22 protein-coding genes, 1 tRNA gene and 2 pseudogenes are annotated in these 22,981 nt (G+C 46.0%); 11 read left to right on the forward strand and 14 right to left on the reverse strand.

The genetic code is table 11. The features are described 5' to 3' along the window. The 6 genes and pseudogenes from MiSe_RS54175 to cutA form a co-directional block, all read left to right on the forward strand. Positions 1-135, forward strand: a pseudogene (locus MiSe_RS54175) (HNH endonuclease); the annotation flags it as partial. Between the two features lie 261 nt (positions 136-396). Further along, a complete protein-coding gene (locus MiSe_RS37360) occupies positions 397-1,056 on the forward strand; it encodes an Npun_F0813 family protein (RefSeq protein WP_226590049.1) in 660 nt (219 codons plus the stop codon). A gap of 162 nt (positions 1,057-1,218) precedes the next feature. After that, positions 1,219-2,262, forward strand: coding sequence for a hypothetical protein (locus MiSe_RS37365; protein WP_226590051.1), 1,044 nt, complete (start codon positions 1,219-1,221; stop codon positions 2,260-2,262). 13 nt (positions 2,263-2,275) lie between these two features. Then, positions 2,276-3,190 (forward strand): helix-turn-helix domain-containing protein, encoded by a 915-nt coding sequence (locus tag MiSe_RS37370; protein WP_226590053.1) that lies wholly within the window; start codon positions 2,276-2,278, stop codon positions 3,188-3,190. Between the two features lie 390 nt (positions 3,191-3,580). Then, positions 3,581-4,453, forward strand: a complete 873-nt coding sequence (locus MiSe_RS37375) for a pentapeptide repeat-containing protein (RefSeq protein ID WP_226590055.1) — start codon at positions 3,581-3,583, stop codon at positions 4,451-4,453. Between the two features lie 42 nt (positions 4,454-4,495). Further along, positions 4,496-4,831 (forward strand): divalent-cation tolerance protein CutA, encoded by a 336-nt coding sequence (gene cutA, locus MiSe_RS37380; protein ID WP_226590057.1) that lies wholly within the window; start codon positions 4,496-4,498, stop codon positions 4,829-4,831. Positions 4,832-4,893: 62 nt separating this feature from the next. On the opposite strand, the gene MiSe_RS37385 is transcribed toward cutA, so the two are convergent. The 4 genes from MiSe_RS37385 to MiSe_RS37400 form a co-directional block, all read right to left on the reverse strand. Then, positions 4,894-5,103: a PIN domain-containing protein gene (locus MiSe_RS37385; RefSeq protein ID WP_226590060.1), complete on the reverse strand. Its 210-nt coding sequence runs from the start codon at positions 5,101-5,103 to the stop codon at positions 4,894-4,896. 203 nt (positions 5,104-5,306) lie between these two features. After that, entirely contained in the window at positions 5,307-5,648 is a 342-nt protein-coding gene (locus tag MiSe_RS37390) for a FitA-like ribbon-helix-helix domain-containing protein (protein ID WP_226590063.1), read from the reverse strand. Between the two features lie 120 nt (positions 5,649-5,768). Then, positions 5,769-6,095, reverse strand: coding sequence for a helix-turn-helix domain-containing protein (locus MiSe_RS37395; RefSeq protein ID WP_226590066.1), 327 nt, complete (start codon positions 6,093-6,095; stop codon positions 5,769-5,771). Next, the gene (locus MiSe_RS37400; RefSeq protein WP_226590069.1) at positions 6,092-6,634 is read right to left on the reverse strand and encodes a hypothetical protein; all 543 of its coding nucleotides are present in this window, start codon (positions 6,632-6,634) and stop codon (positions 6,092-6,094) included. Before MiSe_RS37400 ends, MiSe_RS37395 begins: the two co-directional genes overlap by 4 nt. Before the next feature lie 218 nt (positions 6,635-6,852). On the opposite strand from MiSe_RS37400, the gene MiSe_RS37405 reads away from it, so the two are divergent. After that, the gene (locus tag MiSe_RS37405) at positions 6,853-7,092 is read left to right on the forward strand and encodes a hypothetical protein (protein ID WP_226590072.1); all 240 of its coding nucleotides are present in this window, start codon (positions 6,853-6,855) and stop codon (positions 7,090-7,092) included. 814 nt (positions 7,093-7,906) lie between these two features. Continuing rightward, positions 7,907-10,903, forward strand: a complete 2,997-nt coding sequence (locus MiSe_RS37410; protein ID WP_444980607.1) for a HEAT repeat domain-containing protein — start codon at positions 7,907-7,909, stop codon at positions 10,901-10,903. Positions 10,904-10,986: 83 nt separating this feature from the next. Here MiSe_RS37410 and MiSe_RS37415 read toward each other — a convergent pair whose 3' ends face one another. From MiSe_RS37415 to MiSe_RS37445, 7 genes are all read right to left on the reverse strand, one after another. Continuing rightward, complete coding sequence (locus tag MiSe_RS37415; RefSeq protein WP_226590077.1) at positions 10,987-12,168, reverse strand: tyrosine-type recombinase/integrase; 1,182 nt, start codon at positions 12,166-12,168, stop codon at positions 10,987-10,989. Positions 12,169-12,279: 111 nt separating this feature from the next. Continuing rightward, positions 12,280-12,351: transfer RNA gene (locus MiSe_RS37420), tRNA-Thr, on the reverse strand. Positions 12,352-12,389: 38 nt separating this feature from the next. After that, the gene (gene sbcC, locus MiSe_RS37425) at positions 12,390-15,404 is read right to left on the reverse strand and encodes an exonuclease subunit SbcC (protein ID WP_226590079.1); all 3,015 of its coding nucleotides are present in this window, start codon (positions 15,402-15,404) and stop codon (positions 12,390-12,392) included. Positions 15,405-15,821: 417 nt separating this feature from the next. Next, positions 15,822-16,163, reverse strand: coding sequence for a type II toxin-antitoxin system PemK/MazF family toxin (locus MiSe_RS37430; RefSeq protein WP_226590081.1), 342 nt, complete (start codon positions 16,161-16,163; stop codon positions 15,822-15,824). Next, positions 16,150-16,422: a type 2 periplasmic-binding domain-containing protein gene (locus MiSe_RS37435; RefSeq protein ID WP_226590083.1), complete on the reverse strand. Its 273-nt coding sequence runs from the start codon at positions 16,420-16,422 to the stop codon at positions 16,150-16,152. Before MiSe_RS37435 ends, MiSe_RS37430 begins: the two co-directional genes overlap by 14 nt. 386 nt (positions 16,423-16,808) lie before the next feature. Then, entirely contained in the window at positions 16,809-17,483 is a 675-nt protein-coding gene (locus tag MiSe_RS37440; RefSeq protein ID WP_226590085.1) for a hypothetical protein, read from the reverse strand. Beyond that, on the reverse strand, positions 17,476-17,826 hold the full coding sequence (locus MiSe_RS37445) for a hypothetical protein (protein ID WP_226590087.1): 351 nt from the start codon (positions 17,824-17,826) through the stop codon (positions 17,476-17,478). The genes MiSe_RS37440 and MiSe_RS37445 overlap by 8 nt, the downstream gene beginning before the upstream one ends. 180 nt (positions 17,827-18,006) lie before the next feature. Here MiSe_RS37445 and MiSe_RS37450 point away from each other — a divergent pair, with 180 nt between their 5' ends. Then, the gene (locus MiSe_RS37450; RefSeq protein WP_226590090.1) at positions 18,007-20,274 is read left to right on the forward strand and encodes an NACHT domain-containing protein; all 2,268 of its coding nucleotides are present in this window, start codon (positions 18,007-18,009) and stop codon (positions 20,272-20,274) included. Here the strand turns inward: MiSe_RS37450 and MiSe_RS37455 are convergent. The 3 genes and pseudogenes from MiSe_RS37455 to MiSe_RS54180 all read right to left on the reverse strand — a co-directional run bounded on the left by MiSe_RS37455 (position 20,237) and on the right by MiSe_RS54180 (position 21,636). Beyond that, a complete protein-coding gene (locus MiSe_RS37455) occupies positions 20,237-20,503 on the reverse strand; it encodes a hypothetical protein (RefSeq protein WP_226590092.1) in 267 nt (88 codons plus the stop codon). The two genes, MiSe_RS37450 and MiSe_RS37455, sit on opposite strands and share 38 nt — an antisense overlap. 40 nt (positions 20,504-20,543) lie before the next feature. Beyond that, complete coding sequence (locus tag MiSe_RS37460; RefSeq protein ID WP_226590095.1) at positions 20,544-21,059, reverse strand: methyltransferase family protein; 516 nt, start codon at positions 21,057-21,059, stop codon at positions 20,544-20,546. Positions 21,060-21,114: 55 nt separating this feature from the next. Beyond that, positions 21,115-21,636, reverse strand: a pseudogene (locus tag MiSe_RS54180) (DUF29 family protein). Positions 21,637-22,177: 541 nt separating this feature from the next. On the opposite strand from MiSe_RS54180, the gene MiSe_RS37470 reads away from it, so the two are divergent. Both MiSe_RS37470 and MiSe_RS37475 read left to right on the forward strand, forming a co-directional pair. Beyond that, a complete protein-coding gene (locus tag MiSe_RS37470; protein ID WP_226590097.1) occupies positions 22,178-22,321 on the forward strand; it encodes a hypothetical protein in 144 nt (47 codons plus the stop codon). 9 nt (positions 22,322-22,330) lie between these two features. Beyond that, positions 22,331-22,981 (forward strand): hypothetical protein (locus MiSe_RS37475; protein WP_226590099.1); only part of this gene is annotated, 651 nt, incomplete at its 3' end.

The raw sequence follows: 22,981 nt of genomic DNA on the forward strand, positions 1-22,981 counted from the left end.
TTAAAGCTGCTTAGTGACGAAAGGGTACATCTCCATCATGTCGATGACAACCATAACAACTGGAAGAAAAATAACCTTCTAGCCATTCACGAAAGCTGCCACAAGTACATTCACATGAGCAAATGTGAAACCTAAGAACATCGGCAGCTGGGTGCAGGGAAACCCGCACGCCCAGATTTAAACGGGAGGGGCGGGGAATAATATCCCCCCTCGACCCAACCAATAAAGACCAACAGCACGGGTGTTGGATAAGATAGTGTGATATTCAACTGCGCGAGCGCTCGTTTGTGCCTTCATGGACGAGCTGTACTAAGCTCGTTGCATCGAGACAGGTGCGATCGCAGTGACAATCGCATCTGCACCCAGTGGTCCTGACAGGAGTCAATTGCCAGTGACATGTTTATTCTGAAACGGCAGGATGTTGAAATATCAAGCATTCAGCACCCAAATCGGGACCAGCAGATTCCGATTCTCCATTATCAGGGGCAAACCTTTCGCTTAATCAGCGTGTTTAAAGCGAGTCAAGAGGAAGAAGCCAAAGCTTTCTGGCGGGATCTAACCGACAATCGCGGGAAAGCTTGTGTATTATTGGAGGAACCGGAGCGATACAGCGTCTGGGGTAAAGTCCGTCTGGATCAGCTCGCTGGCGATGCTGGCGAGGGCGTCAAGACGACACCGTTTACCCAAGCGTGTCTCTTGCTGCTCCAAGCGGTTTATATAGACATCGAAGACCTTTTAGGTTCCAGGCAAGCTGGATTATTTCAAAAAAATATCTCGGAGGTATTTCAGCAGTGGCGCTTTCCAAAGGCGGAATCGCCGGAGGCAGTACAAAATTTACTAACACTAGACCCGCTCTCAGGCTCCCAGGTTCCCCCTTGGGAAGAACATCATCTGATTACCTTGTTGCAAGAGTTGCATCGTCTTGGTAAACAGTATTTCGGCAATACCAGCTTTGTTGCCAGAGCCATCGACGCTTTAGAAGATATGCCGGAGGCAGAGCGAAATCACTTTATCAGTTGGCTGAATCAATCTCCCCTTGGTAAGCTGTGGCGATAGCCGCAGCGATCAATTCGATTGAGGTGTGAGGGCAAGTCAAAGCGCCACGATTGGCTGGCTACCTTGCAGCCAGTGCGTTACGAGGTTGACATCAGCAGTGGCGCAACCAGATTGAATACCGCGCTTTCCATCACCAGCTATTACCATTGTCAGTGCATCCCTATGAGTAACCCTTCTGATAAATCCAGTCCTAAATCGCTTATACCCGTTCAGACAATCGTCATGGGTGGAATTGCTTGGGCTGTACTAGCACTTTTATTTTTTATGCTGTTCAGCATTACACCGGCAGGGACGCAGCGCCCACCGTGGTACGTGTATGGAACCTATATTTTTGAACAGGTGGCATACCTGGCAGCATCGTTGCTGTGTTTTAGAAATTGGCGCAGTCCTCAAATTGTCAGCGGACGCGGGGTCTGGCTGGGAATTGGTCTGGGAATGCTGTTCTATTTCATAGGGAACTTGTTGTTTGGCTATTGGGAACTGTTTTTAGGTCTAGAACCCGATGTATCCCTTGGAGATTTCTTTTTTATCGCGACTTATATTTCTTTGGGTTGGGGAATGATACTGGCGGTAAAATCTAAGCGACTGAGTCTGGTGTGGTGGCAGTCGGGAATTGTCCTGGCGATCGCTCTAATTGGATCTGGCTTGGCTTGGTGGATTACGACTCTGCCCACAACAGCCGCCGAGTTAATGCCACAACACCAAAATATTGCCCAAATTATCGTCCAACAAGCATCGCCAACGACTAAACCAGCACCAAAAGCTCCCGCAGTGCAGTCAACCCCTGCACCCAAACCATCGCCATCTCCCAAGCCAACCCCTAGTCCCTCACCAGCTACAGTGGAAAAAACAGCAGCACCTGCTTGGATTATGGCATTAGACGAAAAGCTAAAACCTCTCGCCGCTCCTATCAGTCTGTTTTACGTGATCAGCGATATTTGTCTGTTAATTCTGGCAACAATGCTGCTGTTAGCTTTCTGGGGAGGACGTTTTGCTCAATCTTGGCGGGTAATCGCAGCGGCGGCGTTGTCGCTGTACATTGCAGATATGTGGTTTAAGTGGGCCGAAAAACAACCAGATTATCAGAGCGGCTCTCTACCGGAAGTATTCTGGGTGTTCAGCGGCGTGCTGTTTGCAATTGGAGCAGCCCTAGAATACGATACATCAAGCCGTTCTCGTCGTCCCGCCGGACGTAGACGGGTTTAGGAAGAAAAGCCGTATGAGCGCCAGAAAATTAACCGATGCCGACAAAGTTGAGATCGTTAAGTTGTATCGCGAAACCGACGAGACGACCTCAACACTGGCTATGCGGTATGATGTAAGCCACTCGACAATCAGTCGTTTCCTCAAAAGCACGCTGTCGCCTTCGGAATACGAAGTGCTGATTCAGCAAAAACGTTCCGGTCGCACGCTTAAGGACAGTTCCGAACCAGAACAAGTCCAAGTCGAGGCAGAGCAATCGCTGCAATTAGAGTTACCTTTAGCTACAACCCCCGCCGCCAGACTGCGGCGAAGGCGTTCAAGTGGGGTGGACGAGACAGAGGGCGAACCACTAGAGCTAGAAGCACCATCGCCACCTAGAGACTTTCCTGTGCCTCGTGCAGCAACTAAGGATGAATTGCTCGATGCAACTTATGCTAAAGAAGCCAGCACGTTCAGAGAAATGCTACCTGAAGATCTGTTAGAGCTTCAGGGAGAGTTGGCAGATTTGGACGAAGACGAAGAAGACGAAGACGACGAAGATTTTGAAGATGCGGATGAGGAAGACGAGGAAGACGATGCGCCAATCTTAAAAAGGACGGTACGTGCTGGCGTTAAAGTTCAGGTTTTGCCGCTGTCGCAAGCGCTGATTCCCAAAACCTGTTACTTGGTGGTAGATCGAGCGGCAGAATTGGTGGCGCGACCGCTCAAAGATTTCGGCGATTTGGGTATAATTCCCCAAGAAGAAATCCAAGAGAGAACTTTACCTGTTTTTGACAACCACCGGGTGGCGCGTCGCTTTTCTAATCGTACCCAGCGGGTGATCAAAGTTCCCGATGGCAAGATGCTGCAAAAAGTTGGCGATCATCTCAAAGCTAAAGGCATTACTCGCCTGCTAATCGACGGTCAGGTTTATTCCCTATCGCTGAATTAGCAGTACTCGATCGCAAGCAAAAACTTTGAATCCGCTATGAGCGATCGCTCATAGCGCTTTTTATACCAGTGTCCTTGCAACTTGCGAGGCGAAGCGCGAACCTTTGAATTTTGTCATTGTTGAAACTAACTGCTATAGACTAATCCCAATTTTTCCACCGAGTTTGATACGGCTAAAAAAATTAAAAAAATATTTGTAACATTAACCCCATCCTACATAACAGTTAAAAACACTGAATAGTAAAATTCTTATTGAGCAAGCAAAATTCCTTTTTAACAGGGTGTTCTCTCTAAACTCAGAAAATCAATCCCTAGATTTTATCCACCTGTTTTTTCTGAGGCCAGAAGTTAATTTTTAAGACAAACTTGCAATAACTGCGAGGCAAATGATATGGAAGTTAGCGAGTTATTAAAGCTCTACGAAGAAGGATGTAGAGACTTTGCGGGAATCGACCTGAGTGGAGCCGATCTCAAAGCAGCGGTGTTGATCGGGGTTAACCTCACAGGTGCTAACCTCAGAGGAGCAAATCTCAGTCGGGCCAATCTAACCAAGTCAGACTTGAGCCGCGCTTTACTGAATTGGGCCAATTTAACCTTTGTCAAACTACGGGAAGCCAGACTGGTCGAAGCAGACATGACGAAAGCTCAACTGAAGGGAGCTTGTCTGGAAAAGTCGAAACTACCAGGGGCAAATATGAGCGGTGCCAATCTCAACGGTGCTAACCTGCGTAACGCTAACTTGTGGGGTGCCAATCTCTGCGGCGCTAGTCTACAAGGGATTAACCTGCGGGGAGCTTACCTCACGGGTGTCAATTTTAACTGGGCTAATTTGCAAGGTGCGAGAATGAGCGGCTCTATGCTGTATGGCGCTTTATTAACAGGTATCAATCTTAACAGAGCGTTCTTAAACGGGTTAGATTTGATGGGTGTGGATCTCGAAGGTATCGATCTGAGTGAAGCAAAGCTTTTCGGCGCTAACCTGGAAGCAGCTAATCTGGTAGCAGCGGATTTATCCCAGGCGCAGATGCGGGAGGTAAACTTGGCAGGGGCCGATCTGAGGAGAGCCAATTTAGCAAAAGCTTGCTTGCATGGGGCAAATTTGAACTGGACAATGCTGGAGAATGCAGATTTGAGCGATGCTGACCTGATCGAGGCGACGCTGACGGGAGCCGATATCAAGGGTGCTAAGCTGACAGGTACGATCCTGGCGGCAGGGAGCAAGAATTATTTTTACTCAACTTCAGGGCAATCGGTAGCTGCGTAAAATTGATAGAATCGTCCCTGGGAAAAAATTCGGTGGCGGGTTATGGAGCAGAAGTTAGACGCTGCAAGCTACGGTATTGTGATGGTAACAGCTGCTTCGCGGGATGAGGCGGAAACGATCGCCAAAAATTTAGTTGCATCTAAACTCGCCGCCTGCGTCAGCATCATGCCCATTCGATCGATTTATACTTGGCAAGGACAGGTACATAACGAGGAAGAGTGGCAGCTTTTGATTAAAACAGATTTGGCTTTCTTTGAAACATTAGAAGCCAAAATTCGCGAGTTGCACTCTTACGAAGTCCCCGAAATTATCGCCTTGCCAATAGTTACTGGTTCTGCGCCTTATTTAGGGTGGATTTCAGAACAGGTGAAAGGGTAAGAATTATTGCTATGAGCGAAACAGTAACTCACGTAGTGCGCTGGAATAACGGCAATATCGACTTAAGGAAGTTCTAGAAATACACCACAGCGCCGCGCTGCAAGATCCAGTCTCAGAGCGATAGTTGCTAGTAGCAATCCTTCTCTAATCACCAATTCTAGATACCCAGCATCATCAGCTGCTAGATTGTACTGACGCGCTAGCCCCAAAGTAGCAGTTGTTGATTGTTGATCCGTGTCTGTATCCAGACTAATTGGCAAGGATTGTAGCATCGTTAATGCTTCAGCAGTTTGGGTTTCTGTTATTCGCTGTCTGCGTTCTGCAACGATTAGAACGTTAACAATTTCTAGCCACCATATACTAGGTACAATCGCTTTATTTTATAACATTAAATTCCAAATTGCATTGGCATAGGTATCATTTTCATCAGCCATACACCAACTAATTGCCACCGAACAATCCAATACAAAGCGCATTAAAATCTACGTCCTTCTTTTCTCATTTCTCTGATAGACATCCCACCAAGCGATAGTTTTTTGAGCGCTTTTAGCTTGGCCAGCGCCATCAATGCCTTTTCTCTATCTATTGGCTTAAGTTTGGTAATGTCTTGTCCAGCATGAATTGCTATCTGCTCTTGCATCTTTTCTGCCATTTTTATGGCAATTTCCATATCATCGGGTATGCGGCGCGGTGCTGATGCTGCTGTTTCCAGGATATGCTTTAATTCGGCTTGCAGCGATCGCCCGTTTTCAAGTGCGCGAGCTTCGAGTTTCTCCAGCACGCCCGCATCTAAATCTTCGATAATAACTTGAGCCATATTATTCCCCTTTCTTCACCTCAATTATCTATTGACAAAACAACTTAAGCCACCCTACTTTGAGGATGGCTGGCGAAAAAAGATTACAAGGATATTGACATTGGGCGAGATTTCGGCTTTCTATGTATGGCGTTCGCGTAGCGTCCCCGCAGGGGAATCGCACCGGCAAAGCAAGTTCAACAGTTCAGGCGGAATGTCCTGGTACTGTTCCAGCAGAAAGTCCATTAAGGCGAGATGGCGCAGATCGGTTGACTTGGGACGCCGATAGTTTACACCTCGTTTAAACCACCGTCGGACGGTGGATGTGGAACGAGAGCAAATGAAGGCCATATCTTCGTGAGTCACTTGCCATTTTGCATAAAACTGCTGCGGGGTCATCCCCAGAGTGCAGTACCCGTAGAAATCGATTAAAGTTTGCTGTCGCGCTGTTAGAGGAAGGGGGGTCATGCAGCTTCCTCCATCGGTTCCAGGTCATCTTCCCAAGCGGTATCCGCAACTGTCTTTGCGTAACTCGGAGAGAGTGGATCTAGGGAGATCAGGTAGCACCAAGTCCAAGCGCCGCGGTGAGGTGCAAAGCTGTAGAATCTGCCGATGGCAATCCCCCAGTCTGTCTTGTCGCCGTCGGGAATCCAGCGCAGTTTGTCGCCGTACAAGCAGCGCGGGGTATTGACAAAAGGGAATGTTTCTGGTAATGCAACCGATGGGGTTCGGCAGGGTGGGTGAAATAAGTTGGGGGAGATGTCGGTGCTGGCGTGACGGATGGCGTTTAGGTAGCCTGAGATCGCTTTACCATCAAGGTTAGCCGTTAAGTCTCGGATACTGATGGCGGCTAAACTTTCCAGTTCCGTTTGGGTTAGGTTCATCCACGCCGCATCGAAGTCGGCGTTGGAGTAGGTTTGTAGTTGGGCGAGTAAATGGGCGATGCCAAAATCCTCCAAAGCTTGCTGATAGCCCTCTAGATAACTCGTCGGTCTATTTTTTGGCATGATTGAAGAATCTCCACAATCAATTGGAGCTAGAGCCGCGCTCTCGTCTGGTTGGTCGCCGTGACAGCGTGGCTTTTAGCTTTTTGATTTTGTACGTTATCTATCATACTTGATTTTGTACAAAATCAAGCAGAGGTGCCAAAAAAATCAAATAGACAGATAATGAGAGATTGTGTTAGTGAAGGAAAACATACGATCTCAGAGTCAGAGAAAAGACTATGCCGCGTGGTGGTCGCAGAGAAAGCAGTGGGCGCAAACTGAAGTGGAATCTGGGGAAAACTAAGGCAGTTAGGATTCCGGAAGCGATCGCAGATACGATTCTGGAGGTTGCTAGACGGCTAGATGAGGGAGAGAGTATCGAGTCGGTGATTATTCCTGAATCAGAGATATTGACAGTCCAGCTTTCCCCTGATGAGTTGGGGGAATTCAAAGGTCACTCCAAATACTCATCAGCTTGAGGCGGGATGAGTTGGAGGGGAAAGGACTATTTGAACAGTGTCAGGTGGCGTGCGATTCGCCTAGCGGCGATAGCTTCGCTTCACGCATTCAACAATTACAGCAACAGATTGAGGCGTGGGAAGCAATACTAGAGAAGTTAGGAGGGAATGAATGAGCGTAAGCATTCCCAGAACTGACGCAAACACCAAAGTTTCTAGGAAAAATCGTTTATGCTAACGAGAGATCGCAGCAAGAAACTTTGGTGATAGGATCGTCGCGTGTAAGTCCTAATTCCTTCACTATGGCAATATGCGATCGCACTCCTTCATCCTGACGACAAAGTCGCCGTCACCCTGAAGGGTGCGGCTATACAAACGAAGTCCGCCTTCGCGGACTCAAAAATCAACAATTTATTAGCCTGCGTAGGCAGGCTTTGTTTGTATAGGCGCGATTTTAATCGTCCGCTGCTGTGTTTGTATGGCGACGATATTAATCCTCCAGTGCAAAATCTGTCTCCTCCTCCTACTCCCCCCTGATCAAGGGGGGCTGGGGGGGATCGGATTTGACTGCCGCCTCACACACCAAAATCTGTAGGGGCACGGCAACCAATATATTTCGGGTAATCTAACAAAATTAATCCTGCCGTGCTACCGCCTGGGAAACTGCCGCCAAACCTTTGATATTATTGCCAGTAACCTTTAATTCCCGGATAGAGATAGTAGAGCTACGGCAAGCTAAATATTTCAGCTAATCTAACAATATTGCTCCTGCCGCACCCCTACTTGGCATCAGAACTCAGACCGATTGCCCCAAGTTGCATTCTATCCCCCAGCTATGCTCAAAAACTCCGGCAAAACCCGCAAGCTTTCTCGCTTTTTGCTTGTCCCTTTCACCTTTTTCCTGACTCTCCTCCTCTCCCTCTCTTGGGTGACTGCCAAAGAAGCACCCAAGCCAAAGCCGCAACCTTGGGAGATTGACGGTATTGTAGCTGCCCTTGACGACGGCTATGACATAGTGAAGGGATATGCTTTCCAGCAATTAGCTAAATACGAGTCGCAAGACTTGAAATCGGTGCTTAAGAAACCGGAGGATATTGCTCAGAAAGCTGCCAACATCCTCAAAGATGAAAATGCGAACGCAGATGTTCGTAGCAATGCGGCAGTAGCTTTGGGCAACCTGGGGGAGGCGGCTAAACCTTACGTTAAAGATATCCTCGACTTCCTCAAAGATGAAAATGCGAACGCATCTGTTCGTAGCAATGCGGCAGTAGCTTTGGGCAACCTGGGGGAGGCGGCTAAACCTTACGTTAAAGATATCGCCAACATCCTCAAAAATGAAAATGCGAAGGTAATTGTTCGTAGCTATGCGGCACAAGCTTTGGGTAACCTGGGGGAGGCGGCTAAACCTTACGTTAAAGATATCGCCAACATCCTCAAAAATGAAAAGGTGAACGCATCTGTTCGTGGCGGTGCGGCACAAGCTTTGGGCAACCTGGGGGAGGCGGCTAAACCTTACGTTAAAGATATCCTCAACATCCTCAAAGATGAAAAGGTGAACGCATCTGTTCGTGGCGGTGCGGCACAAGCTTTGGGCAACCTGGGGGAGGCGGCTAAACCTTACGTTAAAGATATCCTCAACATCCTCAAAGATGAAAATGCCAACGCAGATGTTCGTAGCTATGCGGCACAAGCTTTGGGCAACCTGGGGGAGGCGGCTAAACCTTACGTTAAAGATATCCTCAACATCCTCAAAAATGAAAATGCCAACGCAGATGTTCGTAGCTATGCGGCACAAGCTTTGGGCAACCTGGGGGAGGCGGCTAAACCTTACGTTAAAGATATCCTCGACTTCCTCAAAGATGAAAATGCCAACGCAGATGTTCGTAGCTATGCGGCACAAGCTTTGGGCAACCTGGGGGAGGCGGCTAAACCTTACGTTAAAGATATCCTCGACTTCCTCAAAGATGAAAAGGTGGACGCATCTGTTCGTTACAGTGCGGCAGCAGTTTTGGGCAATATCAGAAAACTGGAGCTAAACGAGGTTATTGTAGTTCTGGATCGGGTCTATGAGCCAAATCAGGAAGGCGTTAAATTTGAACAGTGGCGATTTTTAACCTATTTCCTGGGTGGCGGCACTGATGAGGTGAAAACCTTGCTCAAATGGCTGGGCAATCCTCAAACACTTCCTACTGAACTCAAATACGAAGAAGGCAAGAAAACACTAGAAGTCTTTCGCGATGCCTGGAAAGCGAGTCAGGGACTAGAACGCTTACAAAAAGACTTAGCCGACAAGATAGGTATCGTTGCCCAGCAGATATCTTGGAAACCCCAGGATATTCTCTTACTGCAAACTCACTACAAAAACCTCGAAGGCAAATATAACGACGCCGATACCGTGCAGTCAGCGATTAATAAATTGGAATTTTGGCAATGGATTTTCAATGCCAGAAACACCATCCTGATTCATACTACCTTTTGGCTTGCCCTCATCTTCGCCTACCCCAAATCTGTCCAAGTCCAAGCCATCTTTTTCTGGAACCCGTGGGTACGGAAAATTCTGGGAATGGGTTATGTCGGCTTTCTCCTTACCTGGGTTCCCTACCTGCGCCGCAAACTATTTGAACCCTTCAAACCTTCCCTACTAGCTGATGCCGGATTAGACAATTTCAGTTCCCTCGCCTACTTCGTAGAATCTAAAGTCAAAGTTCCAGGTACAGGAGAAATCAAACCGATTACCGAAGCATTACCCACCATCCAAGGGCAAATCATCTTAGAAGGCGATTCCGGTTTAGGCAAGTCGATGTTTCTGCGCCATCTAGTCAACAATTCCCCCCGCATCGTCGTCTATCTACCCGCCAAAAAATGCGAAAATGGTGCCATCGAAGCCATTCAAGAAAAACTGCACGGACAAGCACAAGATGCCGAATTCCTCAAAAACCTAATTTATAGTGGCGCTATCGATATCTGCATCGACGGACTCAATGAAGTCAATGCCGACACGCGAGCCAAAATCGTCCATTTTGTCGAACACTATTTCCGGGGCAATGTCATCATGACCACTCAGCCTTTAGAGTGGACACCCCCTTCAACCGCAAAAACCTATTACTTGCAACCCCTAGAAACCGACCAAATCCAGCAGTTTTTAATTACCCGTCAGCCAAGACTGCCCAAAAATGCCAAAATTCAAGGAACTGATTACGAAAAAGCCTGCACCAAATACCTAACAGAAACACTCAACGAACAGCAACCCCCCGAAGATTTAAACGCTGCCAAACGCATACTTTCTAACCCAATGGATCTAACTCTAGTCGCCTTCATGCTATCCCAAGGCAAAACACCCAATTTGTTTCGCCTCCAAGAACAGCTATACAATCAGATGGCAGAAGAATTCCTCAAAGAATGGAAATGCGAATTCCCCCTGAAAAAATTCTCCCAAGCCGTTTACCAAATGCGACTCAATGACGAAGAAGCCTTACCTGCCGATACATTTGGCAAAGAATTACAGTCTCTAGAAGATGAGAAATACAAGATGGTAGTCAGCCGTCAGTGGAAAGACGAAAAAGGAGAAGCGAAGAAAGAATGGTACTTCCGCCACGATAAAATTATGGACTTCTTCCTAGTACAAAACTTCCTCGGCGACAGTCCTGAAACCGAAGCACGATTAATCGACCACATCGGCGATTCACGATTTCGGGGAGTATACTTCTTATTAGCAACTTTGCTTCCCTTAGATGACGCGAAAAAACTACGCGAACAGTTGATTCAGTATGCTGCCGATACGAAAGATCATACAGTCAGCGATACATTTGTGCAGTTATTGCGGACTCGATGATATCATTTCCGGGTGGATCGGTAGCCTATGCCGGGGCGGGTTTATTTATCCTTGGCACTGGCTTCAAATTGTTATTAATATTATTATAACTCAGGTACTTGCATCTGTAGAGTTGTACCTGCGTAGTGTTTTACGATTATTTCTGGTGTATTTCCTACCCATTTAGCAATTTGAACGAGCGTTACACCAGCTTCTAGACAGAGCGTGATGAATGTATGACGGGTATTGTACGGACAGCGATATCTTTGAACTTTACCTTGTTCTACCAGGCGAGATACAATACCTGGTGAATCTTTACTGCCTTTCCAAATACGTTTAGTGAAGTTTTGAGCGTTAATTTCTTTTCCTGTTGGACTGGGGAAAACTAAATCATCACTAGAAAAATCATCGGGACGAATGCTCAGCAATAAAGTTTGTAATTTATCGTTACAAGGAAAGTTACGAGCTTTGTGTGTTTTGGTATCCTTACGAATTTTGAAATGACCATTGAAGGTTTCTGAAAAAGTAATATTTTTGCAATCCCCGCTGATATGTTTCCACTGCAAAGCAATAGCTTCCCCAGTACGGCATCCTGTCATAAACAAGAATTTCACCAATGGTGCATAATAGTTGTAATAATGACTTGCCTCAAATGCTGCGATGATTGCGTCACGTTCATCAGCACTAAAGGGGTCTATTTTTTCCCTGTCATTTTTAGCAACTTTAATTTGTTCTGCCATTCCCATAAAAGGATTTTCAGAAATAAGTTTTGATTTTAATGCCCACCTACAACAAGCGTTAATCTGTACGATTGTCCGTTTTACAATTCCTACAGGACGGGTTTTAAGCAGATAATCAAGTATCTGTTGAGGTCTTTCTAAATCTTCTATAGGAATTCCTTTAATGACTTTCCCGTAGAAAGCGTACTCTTTACGAAATGTTGTCTCAGCTACTTGAGGCTTGCGATATTCACAATAACCATCCCATAATTCTGCCAGTGTTAATGCTTTCTGTGGCTCATTTACAGACTTAACTAACGACAAGTGCGATTGTGGACGGTACTTCTCCAGTGTCCAATCAAAGTTGCCAGTAATTATATCCTGTTCAATTTGCCAAGCTTTTGTTTGCGCTCTCTTATGGTTCTCTGGTGTATCTTCTAGACCTGTGCTGACATACTTCTGCTTACCTGCAAAAATCTCGCCTGGTAAACGTAGCCGCAACTTCCCTCTAAACGCCTCAATTCCTACACAACCCTTACCCGCCTTGGTTGGTGTGCTTTGTGTCATGTGACTATTCCCTCAGTCATTTTGAAGTGATGATAGTCAGTCGATAGTCAAAATGTCAATTTTTCGGTTGTTTTGGTGAGAAAGGAGCAGATCCGTGGGAGTTTCAATTAAAGCCGATGACGAGATTTGAACTCGTGACCGCTCGATTACGAATCGAGTGCTCTACCGCTGAGCTACATCGGCACTGCCGATATACTATCATAGCAGACTTCCCGGAAAATTTACATAGATAAACTGATTTGAGATCCATTTTGCGTCTTGACGACTTCGATCCTGGCTTGGAATGCTTCTTTGAAGTATGGCATGTGGGTGACGGTGAGGATGCAGGCGAAGTCAGAAGCGATCGCATTGATCGCTGCTATCAAGCGATCGCATCCTTCCTGATCCTGCGTCCCAAATCCTTCATCCACTATTAACATTTGTAAAGCCGTCCCCGCCCGCTGCGCCAACAATCTCGCCAACGCTAGGCGAATCGCGAAGTTAATCCGAAACGCTTCTCCGCCAGAGTATGTCTCGTAAGGACGAGTACCCCGCGCATCGGCGATTAAAATATCCAGGGTATCGATTAATTTTGAGGATCTTTTCGTTTTCCCGGCTTTTTGGGTGACAAATTGCACGTGTAATTGGTTACCGCTAAGTCTAGATAGAATCGAATTGGTTTCGGCTTCCAATTGCGGCAAAACGTTCTCAATCATCAGGGTTTGGATGCCGTTCTTGCCAAATGCTTTCCCTAATTCATCGTATATTTTATGTTTCTTTTTACACTCTGCAAGCTGGTTACTGAGTTCCCCTTGCCTGACGTTGAGGGTTTCTAATTGCTGCTGTTGTTGTTGCAGGCGTCCGAGTTGAGCTAATTGTTCGTCGAGTTCGATGCGCCTGCGGGAGATTTGCTGTTCCAATGCTTGTATTTCCCCGGTTGGATCGGGGATGGTTTGTAATTGCTTGACAATTGCGTCAATTTGTGTTCCAAACGATTGGAGGTCTTGCGATCGCAAGTCCAAAGCTTGCGCCAATTCCTGAATGCGCCGACATATCAGCGGATATTGCTGCTGCGCTTGTTGCAATTCCTGATAGCGCAACAGCCAAGATTGAGCTTGACGCAAGGATGCTTTGAGGGTGTTGTATTGTTTGGCGTCGTATCCAATTTCGGCAATTTGACGATCGAGGGCGGAAAGTTGGCGGGAGAATTCCGAATTTGTGCGTAAATGCTCGATTTGACGTTGAATGGTTTCGATTTTGGCTACTAATTCGGGTTGCCTTGCTGCGAATTGCGCTTGTCGCCGCTGGGCATCTTTGATTTGCGCTTGTTTAATTTCTGCCCAACGCCACCTTTCGACTTCGTTGCGCGCGAGGGCGTGGTTTTTCTCATCGTAATTGAGTTGTTGCAGGTGTCGATCCAACTGCGATAATTCTTGCTGTACCTCGGTGGCGTATTCGCCGGTAGCAAGGGCGCGTTGAATTTGTTCAGCTTCTTGCGCCATTTGTTGCAGTCGGTCTTGCACATCTCCCGTCGCCTGAAGTTGCGCTTGCAATTGTCCTTTTTGCTCTCTTAATGAATCATATCTCGCCAATTGTTGGGCGACTTGCTTGTATTCCTGCCTTAAAACCTGAATTTCTCGCTCGGAAACCGCTAATTGCTCGCGCACTACCCAAAATTGGTCTTGAATTTCCTTTTGCTGCGCTTCGGTTTTATGGACGACGTGACTCCAGTGATGTTCGTCGAGGGGGCGATCGCATAACGGACAAACTGCATCTGGCGTTTGCAGCATTTGCAGTTTCTGGGAGATTTCCGCCAGTTGATTTTGACATTCCCGTTGATTCTCCTGGAGACGTTCTAAAAAATTGCGCCTTTCCAGTCCTTTTTCTTGCACTCGCTGCTGATAAACGCGCATTTTCTCCAATTCTTCAATTTGCACGCTAACTTCCATCACCGCTTGTTGCAATTTCGGTTGGCGTTGCTGTTGCGCTTGCAGTTGGGAAGCGGAAGTCTGAATTTCTTCTAATTTGGCACTTAATCTGGCGTGGACGCGATCGCGTTGCGTTTGCAATTGCTGTCGCTGCTGCAATAAAGGCGAAACTTGCAATTGCAACTTGTCCATTTGAGCCAGTTTTGTCCTCGCTTGTTGCAATTGTGCCAGTGCTGCTTCAACTTCGGCAGATTCGCCTAAGATTTTTTGGTTCTCTTTATCTTGTTTTCGGAGTTCTTCAAGTTGCGCTTCTACCTGCCGCAGTTGTAAATTTAACTCGTTGATTGCTTTAACTTGCTGTTGTTCTACCTGGCGTCGCTGTTCTTGGGCGGTTTGGTGGGCGTGTAATTTGCTACTCGTAGCTTCTTCCTGGGATTGTAAGTTTTGGAAATAAGCATATCCGGCGGCGATTTCCTCTTCTTGTTGGAGGAGAGAAGCGAGTTGTTGCTGTTGTGCTTGGGTGGAAGCTGAATCTTGTTGCAAGCGATCGCAATCTTGTGCCAAATTCTGATATTGTTGCCGATGCCAAGTTAATTGCTGTTCCCAAGTTTGGCGCTGATGCTGGATGGCTTGCAACTGTTGCAGGCGTTCCCTATGGTGTAATTGGGATTGTTGCATCGCCGCGACATTCGCTTCAACCTCGCGAGATTGGAGAGCGATCGCATCTTGTTGTTGCAACCCAATTTTAATCGATTCCAAATCCCTTTCGATCGCATCCGCCCTGACTTTGAACTCGCGGGACATATCCTTCGCTTGTTCCGCCAGAGTTTCATATTGATCGAGTTTGAGCAAATCTGCCAGAATTTGCTTACGCTCATTGGGTTTCTTGAGCATAAACTCATCCGCTCTTCCCTGACGCAGATAAGCAGAATTGATAAACGTATCGTAATCGAGTTTTAGGTGTTCTATTATTAATTGTTGAGTCGAGCGCACCCCTCGTTCCGTCAACACCTTAAACCCTGACGGAGTTTTGACTTGAAACTCGAGTACGCTGCTACCGCCGCGAGTGCGAGTGCGAATCACCCGGTAAGTTGCATCTTGATAGTGGAAAATAAAATCAACTTGCACCTCATCCGCGCCTGCATGGATGACATCTTCTTCACTCGCGGCGCGACATTCACCCCAGATTACCCAGGTGATAGCTTCCAGCAGAGAAGATTTACCAGCGCCATTGGAACCGCAAATACAAGCAGTGTGCAAACCGCTAAAATCTAGGGTTGCTTTCCGATAGCTGAGGAAGTTTTTCAGGGTTAGCTGTTGTGGAATCATTTAGATTTAGCGCCACGCTCTATTTATAAGAGATACCAGTACAGATGCACTTTTGCCTAGTCTTTCCAGAGAAAAGAGGCAGAAATTTCAGGAAATGTTCCCGATAGCAACCTTTCCCCTATCCCCTCTCCTGCGAGAAGAGGGGGGTAATACCAAATCCGCGCACCATTTCCCCCTTTTAAAACCGCGAAGACGCGAAGGACACAAAGAAAGAGGAAGAAGATAAGGGGTGCGGTCAAAAGTAGTTGGTTGAGATTGACACTAAGGACGCTAAGGACGCTAAGGACGCGGAGAAATTTTTTCGATATCACCAACTGGTTTTGACCACACCCGAAGATAAGGGACGGTTAAGGGGGGATCGGATTTGGTATAAGAGCAGGTATGCTCGCTTTGCGTCTGCTGGTGTGGAGTTGCAGACTATGGATCGTTTAAAACGATGGTTAGCGCATTGGTGATTTCTGGCATTTCTGTTTCCGAAAGCGTTCCCAATTGTTGGACAAATCTGCGTTGGGAGACTGAACGCACCTGAAAAGTATCTGCTGCTGAAAGCTTGGTTAAACCATTCTCAGCATTAGGTGCTAGTCGCACCATCCAAACTCTGAAAGCAAAATCTTCTTTCCAGTCTGTGATGGGGACAATAACTTTGAGTGCCAAAACTCTTACGCCATCTTGGCTGACAATAACAGCAGGACGAGTTTTTCTGATTTCGGCTCCAATGGTAGGATCTAAGTTAACCAGCCAAACTTCACTTCTTTGCATGAGCATCCAGTTTGGCGAAATCTTCATCAGTATATTCGTAAATGTCTTCACCGTCGAGAGCAGTGAAAGCGGTTAACTCTTCATCTTGTAAATAATCTAGAATTGCCAGTTGAGCAGACAAGGCGAGTTGCTGCTGTTTTTCTTCGTTTGTGAGAGATTTCCAGTCTTCCCGTGCCATACACAATGCAGCTTTAGCAATTTCTAATCGTTCTGCGTTTGTCAGATGCTTGAGTGCTTCTACGATCTCTGACTTTATCATCGGTTTTCCTCAGTGGGTGGGCATTTTCTATGTTATGCGAAAGCTTCAGCCGCGATCAGCCACAATGGATAAGGTAGCGGGGGTGAGGCTCTCCCGTACTTGGAGTGATAATAAAATATAATAAATATTGCTGAGATCTTGTACTAGAAGGTTTTTAGGTTGGGTTTGATACCTCAATAGAACTTGTTACTCATATCTTGCACCATTCTCAACAACCCTTGAAACCCTTGTTTCTTGATGAAAAATCTAGGCTTTCAAGTTTAGCTATTTGCAAGAAACCCGGTTTCTTCATTCATCTCTGATTGCCAAACCAACGATTTTTCGGTTCACCAAAGTTTCTTTGCGTAAGTCCTAAACCTGTAACCTGACACCAGCACAAAGGGTTGTTACTCAAGTTTTGCTTCAGGCTTACCCCAGCGCTTATCTACAGAAGGGGCACAAAGATGATCGCGATCGACCTCAAGAAACTTAAACGTATTTAAATCACCTTGCTCGAAACTTTCTTCAGCACGGTTAGTATAGAGAGTATAAACGCGATCGTAAACTTCTTCAGCAGTCAAACCCTCAGCAAAAGCGCGATCAATTTCTGAATCACATTCAAAAAATACATCAGCATTTTTAGTAATAAAAACAAAATCTATGTCGTAGCCAAAGAAAGCACGACAGTCATGTTTTACAAAATCAACTCCGAGTATTGCTGCTGTTTGGCAGGATAAAAAATGAATAATTTTATCTTTGCATTCTTCTGGGCTGTAGTTTCCTACGGTAAAAATTGGGTTGTTGTAGTCTCCAGTAAAGGTGTCATAGCTGCCATGTCCAACGCCGGTTAAATACTCTACGTTAGGTTGCCTTGCTGCTGACGAAACATAAATCCGGCGAGCTAATTTTCCTTGACAGCGCTCAACAACAAAGCCTTTTTCTTCTAGATACGGGTATACATTTTCTTCTTCTTGACGGTAATTAAAAGCGGCTGTAGTAGCTGGATCGTGGTTGGAATCAATTGCTACTACAGCCGCTTCTATTTGAACGTTACGACTTCGACGTTGAGGCTTATCACTCATGGATTATTTCTTTTAAACGACCGCTTTCTGCTTCTTTAATCAGCCGATTAATTAATCGTTGTTCAGCCTCAACCAAAACTTCTCCAATTGGTGATTGTGCCTCGATCTCGGCAATTGCACGCTCTTTATTTATCATCCCTGAGCCAATCGTCGCCATTTCCGCTTCTGGTTCGCGTCTTATCCTTTCTGCTGTGAGTTTAGCGCGCTGACTGTAGGTTAAACTTGACTGCGATAAAGAAGGAACACCCTTAACAAAGTCTAGTAGGGTGACAGGTTTACCCTTGGCGTCAAAGGTTACGGGTAAATTCAACTGTTGAATTAATGCTTCCTTTATGGTTGCCATAAGTCACTATTGTTCCCTTTTGGGGCCAGACAACTAGAGGAGTAGTGCTGATTTAATTTTCCGGTATACCGGAATATACCATTCCATTGTCACTGTTCCCGCACTGAAATACAGACTGAAATCATACTGAGCTATACTGAGTATAGACTGAGATATCCTAGAAAAATTGCTGATTGAGCTATGCCTCGGTCAATCAAGGTTGCCCCGGAATATATTCAGAAAGTTAAGCAGGCTCTCAGGCGTCATGGCTTTCCCAGCTATAATGCCTTTGCTATGGAGTTAGGAGTCGCTAAGTCCACTGTTAACAACTACCTCAACGGTAAACCCGTTAATTTTCTGAATTTTGTCGAAATTAGTCAGAAGTTGGGACTAAACTGGAAAGAAGTTTCCCATATAGAAAAAGAGCCATCGCAACAGAATCAGAACAATAGCATTGATCTCGATGCTCTGGTGCAAGAGGTACGTCAAAAGATTAAACCCAGCATCAAAGAACGCTGCGGTACAATGCGCGTGCTGGATATGACTCATCCCATTGGGTTAAATGATATCTACACTAACGTCAATATTCTAGAAAAAATAACTGGACGTAGGCGCAAAGAGATTACTGAATTACTGCAAGAGTCTAACTTTGATAATTTTGAACGCTTTGGACTGGGGAGAATAACTGAACAACGAGTGTCGGGATTGGCAGCCGTCGAGAAATATGCCAAACTAACGATATTGGGCAAGCCAGGTGCAGGTAAAACCACATTTTTAAAGTATTTAGCGATTCAGTGCATAGAGGGTGATTTTCATGCCGATCTCGTGCCGATTTTTGTCACCCTTAAAGACTTTTCTGAGGCCACACAGAAACAAGGCTTACTGGAATATATTAGTCAGCTATTCTCTGGGTCTGGAGTGACAGCTACAGAACTCGCTAACTTATGCAACCAAGGCAGAACGATGATTTTACTCGATGGATTGGATGAAGTTAAAGAAGAGGACAGTAGTCGCGTCTTAAAGGAAATTCGCGATTTTTCTGATAATTTTAGTCAAAATAGATTTGTTATTACCTGTCGCATCGCTGCTAGGGAATATACTTTTGAAAAATTTACAGAAGTGGAAATATCTGATTTTGACCAGCTACAAATTGCCGTTTTTGCAACTCACTGGTTCAAGGGTAAGCCGGGAGAATATAATAAATTTATTAAAAGCCTTGAAGAACGCATAAGAATTAAAGAAATTGCCACAAACCCGCTTTTGTTGACCTTGCTATGTTTGGTATTTGAAGAGTCAGGAGATTTTCCAACGAATAGGTCTGAACTATACAAAGAAGGATTGGATACACTGCTGAAAAAATGGGATGCCAAGCGTGGAATATATCGCGATCAAGTTTACAAAAAGCTGTCCTTGCAGCGGAAGGAAGATTTACTCAGTAAAATAGCCTTGACTACCTTTGAGCAGTGTGACTATTTCTTTAAGCAGAAAGTAGTCGAACAATACATCGCAGAATACATCCGTAATTTACCTGAGGCCAATACTGACCCTGAAGTATTACAACTAGATGCCGAGGTAGTTTTGCGTTCAATTGAGGCACAGCACGGAATTTTGGTGGAAAGAGCTAAAGGAATTTACTCGTTTTCCCATCTAACATTTCACGAGTATTTCACTGCCAGGGAAATTGTTTTTGGGACACAGCCTTTAGAAGAAAGATTGCAACATCTGGTAAACCACGTCACTGAGAAACGTTGGAGGGAAGTCTTTTTGTTAGCGGTTGGGATGTCACCAAGTGCAGACCGTTTGTTGCTGTTAATGAAACAGCAGGTTGATGCGCTCATAGATTTTGACGAGAAGTTCCAGCAGTTCCTGATATGGGTAATGCAAAAATCTTTGAAAGTTCAGGTTACTTACAAACCAGTTGCGGTTCGCGCTTTTTATTTTGCCCATGCTCTTCCCTACGCTTTTGCCCCTAACCTTGTCCCTAATCTTGCCTCTGCGCTCGATCCTAACCTTAACCATGTCCTTGAGGAGCTTGACCCTGCTCATGGCTTTGACCTCATCCTTGACCATGCCTTTGTCCTTGCCCCCACACTTGTCGTCGATCCTACCCTTGCCCATGACCTCGGCTTTGACTTTGACCTTGATCCCGATCTAGCACAAGCACTAAAACAACTTAAAGACAAACAACCTGACCCAGATGGGGATAGAGAAAAATGGTGGAAAACTAATGGCGAAGCTTGGAAGGAGCAATTGAGAGCCGTAACGATCCAGTACCGAAATATCGGTCACGATTGGCAGTTCAGTAAGCAGCAGATAGAAGTACTGAAACAGTATTACGATGCCAATAAGTTGCTAATAGATTGCCTGAATAGCGATTGTTATGTCAGCCGCGAAGTGCGACAAGAAATAGAAGATACCTTATTGTTACCCATTACAGAGATAGAGAAACATCGGCAACAGATTTTGTAGCGGATGTGGGCAGGCGGGACGCCCACCCCACAAGCATATTTTTTTCTTTCTTGTGGGATGGGCATCCTGCCCGACGCCACCCCACAAGCATATTTTTTTCTTTCTTGTGGGATGGGCATCCTGCCCGACCCCCACCCCACAAGCATATTTTTTTCTTTCTTGTGGGATGGGCATCCTGCCCGACCCCCACCCCACAAGCATATTTTTTTCTTTCTTGTGGGATAGGCATCCTGCCTGTCCGATCTCAACTTGTCCGCTGCAACCCAGATTCAATACACCCAAGGAATCAGCTTTTTCACTCTTTCGCGATACTCTAAATAATCCGGATACTTTTCGCTCAACCAAACTTCTTCCTGACTTGCCTTAGCATTGAAAAAAGCAAACAAAACGACCGTAACAATCAAATGAGATAAACTCAGTTGAAAAATTGACCAACTTAATGCCGCCAAAACCCCCCCACTGTAAAGCGGATGGCGCACGATACTATACACACCCGACTGCACCAATTGCCCATCTTCTCTGGGATAAGGTAACGGAGTCAAATTGCGTCCCAAATCCAACAATCCTTTGAAAATGAGGATAGAAGAAAATACCGCTAACGCTCCCACAACCCCCCAACTAAAATACAACAACTCCGGCGACTTAATCCCAAACCCAACAAATCGATAAACCGGCAACAACACAAAACCGATCAGCAACAAACCCTGCAAAAATACCCAATATTCCCCATGCTGATTATTCCGCAAACCTTCACGACTAAAACCCCATTCATTCAACATCTTCATAACTCTGTACACTCTTCCCTCTGCGTCCTCTGCGTCTGGAGCGGTTTAAAAAAAACTATTTTTGCCTACCTTCTTTCCACTCTTCTCCACCCTGTAACTCAACTATATTTTCCTTCACAATAGCTGGTAAATCCTTAGCTGAATGAGCGTAATTCAAAGCCAATAATTTTCGAGCATTTTCCATAACCTGAATTTTATCTACTATCTCTAAAAGTTCAAACGGAGTATAAATACCCTCCCAAACTTCGGCGCTAGCTGCATCAATCGCCGCTTCAAATTCTTCTTCAATCATCGCCTCCCATTCTTCTAATTTGACATATTAAACCGTTTTATTATCTTGTAAATTTAGTTTTTTTATTTGCCGAATTGAATCAGAAATTGAAGCTGCCCAAGAATTCGTTAACCGCTGCTCAACTTGATTTTTAATCAAGTGCAGCAATAACCTGAGTAAAAAGGATTGAATCTGACGCAATATCGCTTGTCTGCTCATTCCTTCTAGCTCATCTACAATTGCCAAAGCGTCTGTATAACGTCCCTCCAAGATACTATTTCTGAGGTCGATCAGTTCTTGAGTCATAAATTGATTGACAAATTCGGCATATTATGATTATACAAAAACTCGACCTTAGTTGGTGGGTATAAATAAACATAACACCAAGATACCCGACTTCTCTAATCGGTATCGCCAGCGATCGCACCCCCACCCCGTTCGCTTCTTGCCGCCGTTCCTTCGTTGTTATCAAAGACGCTATTTACAAAGGTACTGTTACTGCAATACCCGGTAAAAACTGCCCCGCCAAACCCGGCAAAGTTATTCCTAAATTGACTATTTTCAAAGTTTTAAACCCTTTGAAATCCTGTTAAAATTCCCGCCCCAGCACTCGTAGCGCCAGAGTTTTTGCTGAGTTTTTGAACGGAGGATTTGCAAGTGCGCTAGTCATTATCAATACCAGGTGTACTTACCCACTGATATCATGTCCGGTTGAATACTTATAATTAGGGCTGACGCCCAGACGCCCAGACGCGGGGACGCGGGGAAGTTTTTATGATAAGTAATTAAGCGGACATGATATGATTCGGGTTTGGATTAAGGGCATCTTTAACGCAAGCCAAGAACTTTGTCAACCGTACTAGGCGATCAAGATCGCAGCCAAAAAACAAAACCCGCAGATGCGGATTTTCCCTGTCTGGATTTTCCCTCGGCGGTACGGGCACGGCAGATGTCGCATCTGGACTGGGGCAGAAATTTTCCCTGCTGGTGAACCACCCAAATGCTGTACGGGCACGGCAGATGTCCCATCTGGACTGGGGCAGAAATTTTCCCTGCTGGTGAACCACCCAAATGCTGTACGGGCACGGCAGATGTCCCATCTGGACTGGGGCAGAAATTTTCCCTGCTGGTGAACCACCCAAATGCTGTAGGGGCAGGGCAGATGTCCCATCTGGACTGGGGCAGAATGTTTCCCTGCCGTGCCCCTACTGGTGAACCACCCAAATGCTGTAGGGGCAGGGCAGATGTCCCATCTGGACTGGGGCAGAATGTTTCCCTGCCGTGCCCCTACTGGCGAACCACCCAAATGCTGTACGGGCACGGCAGATGTCGCATCTGGACTGGGGCAGAAATTTTCCCTGCTGGTGAACCACCCAAATGCTGTACGGGCAGGGCAGATGTCGCATCTGGACTGGGGCAGAAATTTTCCCTACTGGTGAACCACCCAAATGCTGTAGGGGCACGGCAGATGTCCCATCTGGACTGGGGCAGAATGTTTCCCTGCCGTGCCCCTACTGGCGAACCACTGGTGAACCACCCAAATGCTGTAGGGGCACGGCAGATGTCCCATCTGGACTGGGGCAGAATGTTTCCCTGCCGTGCCCCTACTGGCGAACCACTGGTGAACCACCCAAATGCTGTAGGGGCACGG

Origin of the sequence: Microseira wollei NIES-4236 (genome assembly GCF_020521235.1) — a bacterium.
In the GTDB taxonomy this organism is placed as follows: domain Bacteria; phylum Cyanobacteriota; class Cyanobacteriia; order Cyanobacteriales; family Aerosakkonemataceae; genus Microseira; species Microseira wollei.

Bases quoted from the DNA above. Each gene is read 5' to 3' on its own strand.
- MiSe_RS37430 (WP_226590081.1), bottom strand. From the start codon at position 16,163: ATGCAAAGAAGTGAAGTTTGGCTGGTTAACTTAGATCCTACCATTGGA.
- MiSe_RS37460 (WP_226590095.1), bottom strand. From the start codon at position 21,059: ATGAAGATGTTGAATGAATGGGGTTTTAGTCGTGAAGGTTTGCGGAAT.
- MiSe_RS37385 (WP_226590060.1), bottom strand. From the start codon at position 5,103: ATGCTACAATCCTTGCCAATTAGTCTGGATACAGACACGGATCAACAA.
- MiSe_RS37440 (WP_226590085.1), bottom strand. From the start codon at position 17,483: ATGAGTGATAAGCCTCAACGTCGAAGTCGTAACGTTCAAATAGAAGCG.
- MiSe_RS37365 (WP_226590051.1), top strand. From the start codon at position 1,219: ATGAGTAACCCTTCTGATAAATCCAGTCCTAAATCGCTTATACCCGTT.
- cutA (WP_226590057.1), top strand. From the start codon at position 4,496: ATGGAGCAGAAGTTAGACGCTGCAAGCTACGGTATTGTGATGGTAACA.
- MiSe_RS37390 (WP_226590063.1), bottom strand. From the start codon at position 5,648: ATGGCTCAAGTTATTATCGAAGATTTAGATGCGGGCGTGCTGGAGAAA.
- sbcC (WP_226590079.1), bottom strand. From the start codon at position 15,404: ATGATTCCACAACAGCTAACCCTGAAAAACTTCCTCAGCTATCGGAAA.
- MiSe_RS37445 (WP_226590087.1), bottom strand. From the start codon at position 17,826: ATGGCAACCATAAAGGAAGCATTAATTCAACAGTTGAATTTACCCGTA.
- MiSe_RS37360 (WP_226590049.1), top strand. From the start codon at position 397: ATGTTTATTCTGAAACGGCAGGATGTTGAAATATCAAGCATTCAGCAC.
- MiSe_RS37370 (WP_226590053.1), top strand. From the start codon at position 2,276: ATGAGCGCCAGAAAATTAACCGATGCCGACAAAGTTGAGATCGTTAAG.
- MiSe_RS37415 (WP_226590077.1), bottom strand. From the start codon at position 12,168: ATGACACAAAGCACACCAACCAAGGCGGGTAAGGGTTGTGTAGGAATT.
- MiSe_RS37405 (WP_226590072.1), top strand. From the start codon at position 6,853: ATGCCGCGTGGTGGTCGCAGAGAAAGCAGTGGGCGCAAACTGAAGTGG.
- MiSe_RS37410 (WP_444980607.1), top strand. From the start codon at position 7,907: ATGCTCAAAAACTCCGGCAAAACCCGCAAGCTTTCTCGCTTTTTGCTT.
- MiSe_RS37400 (WP_226590069.1), bottom strand. From the start codon at position 6,634: ATGCCAAAAAATAGACCGACGAGTTATCTAGAGGGCTATCAGCAAGCT.
- MiSe_RS37450 (WP_226590090.1), top strand. From the start codon at position 18,007: ATGCCTCGGTCAATCAAGGTTGCCCCGGAATATATTCAGAAAGTTAAG.
- MiSe_RS37375 (WP_226590055.1), top strand. From the start codon at position 3,581: ATGGAAGTTAGCGAGTTATTAAAGCTCTACGAAGAAGGATGTAGAGAC.
- MiSe_RS37455 (WP_226590092.1), bottom strand. From the start codon at position 20,503: ATGCCTATCCCACAAGAAAGAAAAAAATATGCTTGTGGGGTGGGGGTC.
- MiSe_RS37435 (WP_226590083.1), bottom strand. From the start codon at position 16,422: ATGATAAAGTCAGAGATCGTAGAAGCACTCAAGCATCTGACAAACGCA.
- MiSe_RS37395 (WP_226590066.1), bottom strand. From the start codon at position 6,095: ATGACCCCCCTTCCTCTAACAGCGCGACAGCAAACTTTAATCGATTTC.